The 3,752-nt window shown below is 67.4% G+C and carries 3 protein-coding genes and 1 pseudogene; 3 read left to right on the top strand and 1 reads right to left on the bottom strand.

Features of this window, described 5'->3' with window-relative positions:
- From JMF90_RS28175 to JMF90_RS28165, 3 genes are all read left to right on the top strand, one after another.
- The coding region (locus tag JMF90_RS28175; RefSeq protein WP_201325706.1) for an FAD-binding oxidoreductase at positions 1–1,067 on the top strand (1,067 nt) is incomplete at its 5' end.
- Between the two features lie 167 nt (positions 1,068–1,234).
- Positions 1,235–1,912 (top strand): TetR/AcrR family transcriptional regulator, encoded by a 678-nt coding sequence (locus JMF90_RS28170; protein WP_226292210.1) that lies wholly within the window; start codon positions 1,235–1,237, stop codon positions 1,910–1,912.
- 173 nt (positions 1,913–2,085) lie between these two features.
- Positions 2,086–3,375, top strand: coding sequence for an acyl-CoA dehydrogenase family protein (locus JMF90_RS28165; protein ID WP_006480040.1), 1,290 nt, complete (start codon positions 2,086–2,088; stop codon positions 3,373–3,375).
- A 62-nt stretch (positions 3,376–3,437) separates the two neighbouring features.
- On the opposite strand, the pseudogene JMF90_RS28160 reads toward JMF90_RS28165, so the two are convergent.
- Positions 3,438–3,752: pseudogene (locus JMF90_RS28160) on the bottom strand (protein deglycase HchA); the annotation flags it as partial.

Here is a 3,752-nt window from a genome sequence, read left to right as displayed (position 1 = left end):
TCAAGCGGGTCGGCCACGAGCAGGCCAGGCGGATCGTCGGCTTCTACGACGAAGGCGTCGCGTACGTCGAACGCAAGCTCGTCGAATACGCGATCGACTGCGACTACCACGCGTCGGGCATCATTCGCGCGGGCGTGCATCCGTCGCAGGAGAAGCGCCTGCGCGAAAGCATGGCCACCGGCATCGAACTCGGCTCGCCCGCGCAGTTTCTCGATGGTGCAGCGATGCGCGAACGCGGCATTCCGCCGGCCTTCCTGTTCGGCGCATACGTGCCGGGTGGCGGCACGCTCGATCCGGGCAAGTACGTGGCGGGCTTGCGGCGAGCGGCGCTCGCGGCTGGCGTGAAACTCTACGAGAACACCGCGCTGCTCGACTTCGACGCGGGCGAGACGGTGCGTGTGCGCACCGCCCGCGGCAGCGCGAGCGCGCCGGTGCTGGTGCTCGCGACCAATGCGTACACGCCGCAACTCGGCCTGCTCGGCGACAAGGTGATGCCGCTGCGCGTGTCGGCGCTCGAAACCGAGCCGCTGTCCGATGCGCAGCTCGCGGCACTCGGCTGGCCGAATCGCGAGGGCATCGTCACGTCGCACCTGACGATGGAAAGCCACCGCCTGACCGCGCGCAACACGCTGCTGCTGACCACCAAGCGGCTGCATTACGTGTACGGCTCGCAGACGCCGAACGTGCCGGACGACGACGCGTATCGCGCGCTGCTGAAGACGCTGCACGCGCGTTTTCCGCAACTCGGCGACGTGCCGGTGCGCGCATGCTGGAGCGGCTACATCTCGTTCGCGGGCGATGCGTTGCCGGTGGTCGGCGCGGCCGGCGCGCACGGCAACGTGTTCTACACGGCCGGGTGTTCGGGGCATGGCGTCGGCACGCAATCGCTGATCGGGCGCGTGCTGGCAGAACGCATTCACGATGGACGATCGCCGCTGCTCGACGCGTTGACGCACAAGACGCCGTCGGTGCCGCCCGAGCCGCTGCGATGGTGTGCGATGACCGCGATGCTCGGCGTCGCGAACCTGCTCGACGAACGCGTGAACCGCAAGGTGCGGCCGGCGTAGCGGCACGTGTGATCGTCGCGACACGCCAACGTGCCTTCGGCCGGGCCGCCCGACGCAAGGGCGGCTCGATGGAAAATGCCGCGCGCATCGGGTATAGTCGTTGGCGCTCCGTAAGGCACGGAGCGTCCATTCGACGAAGCCGAAACGCCATCTTCACGACGAACACGATGACAGTGTCCAACGAGCAGCGCAGCACCCGAAAGCGGCGCACTTCGACTGCCACCGCCGCAGCGAGCAACACCGACGGCTTGCGGGCGCAAGGCCTGCGCACGCGCAACACGATCATTCGCGTCGCGCGCAAGCTGCTGCTGGAAGGCGGTCCGCTCGAATTCTCGCAGCGCGCGGTTGCGGCCGCCGCGGGCATCAGCGTCAGCAATCTGCAGTACTACTTCCCGACCCGGATCGCCGTGTTGCGGGCCGTCATCGAGCCGGTCATCGAAGCGTATCTCGACGACATGAAGCGCGCGATCAGCCGCGATGCGTCGCCGCGCGACGTGTTCGAAGAGATCATCGTGCGCTCGATCGCCGATGCGAAAGATGCGAAGTACAACGCATTGTTCCGGCATTTCCTGTCGTTCGCGGCCACCGACGCCGAATGCCTGAAGCTGTGCGAAGAATGGTATTCGGCGCTCACGCGCGACCTCACGCAGCTGGTGCGCGCGCTCACGCCCACCTTCAGCGCGGCCGACAGCCGGCATGCGGCCACGATGCTGATCGCGCTGGCCGACGGCCTCGCGATGCAGTACGGCACCATCGGGCGGCACACGCAGGCGCTCGACGCGTATTTCGCGGCGACGTCGCGCGCGATCGCCTACGGCACGCTGGCGGCGCCCGCGGTTAAATAACGGCGCGATCCGCCGCTGCGGCCACGCGCACCGAGACAGGGGAATACCCTGTCTTTTTTTTGCTTCCTGTGTTTGTCATGATGACCTATGTTTGGTATGTATTACTAGATGTGGGATGGCCGGGCGCGTCCGCTGCCGGGCCGACATGATTCGAGTCCAGGAGGAGAACGGAGATGATTCGTCTGAACAAGTCCGCGGCGCTGCCCGTGGTCGGCATGACCGGCTTCGAGACGCCGCTGAGCGAAGAGGAAAGCGCAATCCAGCACACGGTTCATCGTTTTGCGCGCGACGTGCTGCGGCCGATCGGCCGCGAGCTCGACCGGATGACGGCGGAGGACGTGATCGCCCCGGGCTCGCCGTACTGGGCCGCGATCGTCGAGAGCGCGAAGCTCGGGCTCGATCCGCAGTTGATCGCGCAGTTTCCGCCGGAGACGGCCGTGCGCATCGAGTCGCTGATCGGCGAGGAGCTCGGCTGGGGCGATTCGGGCCTCGCCGTGTCGATCGGCGCGGCCACGATGCCGCTGATGATGGCGCACACGGTCGGCAATACCGAGCTGATCGAGATGTGCGCGGGCAAGGTCGGCTGCTGGATGAACACGCAGCCCGATCGCGGCTCGGACGCGGCGATCCTGTATCGGCAAGAACTCGCCGGGAACGGCCGGCAGCCGGTCGGCAACGTGACCGCGAAGGTCGGCGCCGACGAGATCGTGATCAACGGGCAAAGCTCGGCGTGGATCTCGAACGGCTCGGTCGCTCAGGTCGCGCTCGCGTACATGGCGGCCGACTACGGCGACGGCTTCTACGGCGAAGGCGAGCGCAGCGCGTTCACGAACGGCATCGCGATGATCCTGCCGCTCGATCTGCCCGGCGTGTCGCGCGGCAAGCCGCTCGACAAGATCGGCCAGCGCTCGCTGCCGCAGGGCGAGATCTATTTCGACAACGTGAAGGTGCCGAAGCGCTTCGCGGTCGCGCTGAAGGACGACTATCTCGGCAACCTCGCGTCGACGTGGTCGTACGCGGGCACGCACATGTGCCAGGTGTTCGTCGGCGCGGCGCGGGCCGCGTTCGAACTGGCGCTCGCGTATTGCCACGAGCGCAAGCAGGGCGGCGCGCTGCTGATGGATCATCAGATGACGCACCTGCGCATCGGCGAGATGCTGCGCCGGCTCGAGATGGCGCGCGCGATCGCGCGCCGCAGTCTCGCGTTCTCGCGGATGTCGCCGCAGAGTCATCCGTACGCGACCGCGCAGGCGAAGGTGAGCGTGACCGAGGAAGCGATGAAGATCACGCACGAGGCGTTCCAGCTGTTCGGCGGCAACGGCACCACGCGCGAATTCCCGATCGAGAAGCTGTTCCGCGACGTGCGCTCGGCGCTGATCGAGGACGGTGAGAACTACATTCTCGCGTCGCGCCTCGGTGTGCTGGCCGGCAAGCTTTACGAGAACGGCTGGACGCGGGAGTAAGCGGTGCCGTGCCGCTCCGCGGCCACGCCCCGGCAGAACATCGCAGGGGCGCGGACCGACCGTCAGTGCCCGACTTCCTTCAGCAGCGCGGCGGCCGCGAGCTTGCCGATGCCGTTCGACGCGAGCGGGCTGTCGCCCGTGATCAGTTTGCGGTCCTGATGGCAGCGCCCGGTCATGTCCTTGTTCAGCACGCGCGCGCCGAGCTTTTCGAGGCTCTGCGCGACGAGCCACGGCAGCGGGCCCGGCATGTAGCCGATGTCGAGGTTCGGCCCCGTGTCGAGCGCATCCGGAAACACGCAGAGCTCGTAGTCCTTGAATGGGTAGTCCTCGGGATCTTCGTCGACGGCGGCCGACAGCAGGCATGCGGGGCCGTGACA

Origin of the sequence: Burkholderia sp. E168m23 (assembly GCF_016586125.1) — a bacterium.
Classification (GTDB): Bacteria; Pseudomonadota; Gammaproteobacteria; order Burkholderiales; family Burkholderiaceae; genus Burkholderia; species Burkholderia orbicola.
This window is presented reverse-complemented; position numbering and strand designations above follow the sequence as displayed.